The organism is Nonomuraea sp. NPDC049784, assembly GCF_040659615.1.
Classification (GTDB): Bacteria; Actinomycetota; Actinomycetes; order Streptosporangiales; family Streptosporangiaceae; genus Nonomuraea.
On sequence record NZ_JBFAMX010001237.1, the window covers coordinates 1 to 1,266 of the forward strand.

At 71.7% G+C, this 1,266-nt stretch carries 1 protein-coding gene; it reads left to right on the plus strand.

Features of this window, described 5'->3' with window-relative positions:
* Window positions 1–1,266, plus strand: a 1,266-nt coding sequence (locus tag AB0J09_RS65050; RefSeq protein WP_360714521.1) for a penicillin-binding transpeptidase domain-containing protein, incomplete at both ends; no start/stop codon positions are given.

Genomic DNA, 1,266 nt, shown 5'->3' on the forward strand with positions numbered 1-1,266 from the left:
GCCAGCAGCAGGCGGCGCAGGCCAAGGCCGCGCCGCTCGACATCAGGCTCAGGCCCGAGCCCGGCGGGTGCGAGCAGAGCGCGTACCCGTTCTACTGCCTGTACGTGCAGCGCGAGCTCCTCTCAAACCCGGTGTTCGGGAACACGGCAGCCGAGCGGCGGGCCAGGATGGCCAGGGGCGGCCTGGTGATCAGGACCAGCCTCGACCCGATCGCGCAGCGCGCCGCCGAGCAGGCCATCCACCGCTACGTCTCGCCCGAGGACACCGAGGTGGCCGCCGAGGCCATGGTGGAACCGCGGACCGGGCGGATCAGGGCGATCGCGGCCAGCAAGCGGTTCGGCCGCAACCCCGGCAACCGGAAGAACGGCCCCAAGACCACCTTCAACCTGGGCGCGGACGTGGCCCACGGTGGCGGCCAGGGCTTCCAGGCCGGGTCGACGTTCAAGGTGTTCACGCTGGCCACGGCGCTCAAACAGGGGTGGCGCTTCAACGACGGGTTCATGACGCCGGGCGAGCTCGTGCCCTCGGCGGGCTACCGCGACTGCGCGGGACGGCCGGTGAACGACCCGGACACCCGCATACTCAACGCCAGCGGCGAGGGCTCGGGCGGCCCGCACAGCATCGAGACCGGCACCTGGAAGTCGGTGAACATCTTCTACATGATGCTGGAGCGCAAGGTCGGCCTCTGCAACGTGGTGCGCACGGCCAAGTCGCTCGGCATCACGAGGGCGGACGGGCAGCCGCTGAAGGAGGTGCCGACGTTCACGCTGGGCGTCAACGAGATGGACCCGGTGACGGTGGCGGCGGCGTTCGCGGCGTTCGCGGCCAGGGGGGTCTACTGCCGGCCGCTGGCCATCGTGGAGATCATCGGCAGGGACGGGCGGCGCACGCACGTGCCGCCCTCCTGCGAGCGGGCCCTAGAGGAGGACGTCGCGGACGCGGTCAACTACGTGCTGCAGGGCGTGTTCACCAAGGGCACCATGCACGGGCAGGGCATCGACCGGCCGGCCGCCGGCAAGACGGGCACCAACAACGCCTACACGTCGGCCTGGTTCGCCGGCTACACGCCCGCGCTCGCCGCGGCGGTCAGCGTCGGGGACATCCGGGGCTCGTACCGGTTCCCGCTGCAGGACGTGAAGATCGGGGACCAGTACTACGGGGCGGTGCAGGGAGCGTCGCTGCCGGGGCCGATCTGGGTGGACTCGATGGGGCCCGCGCTGCGGCGCGTCGAGCCCAGGGGCTTTCCCGGGCCGGACATGGCCCGCT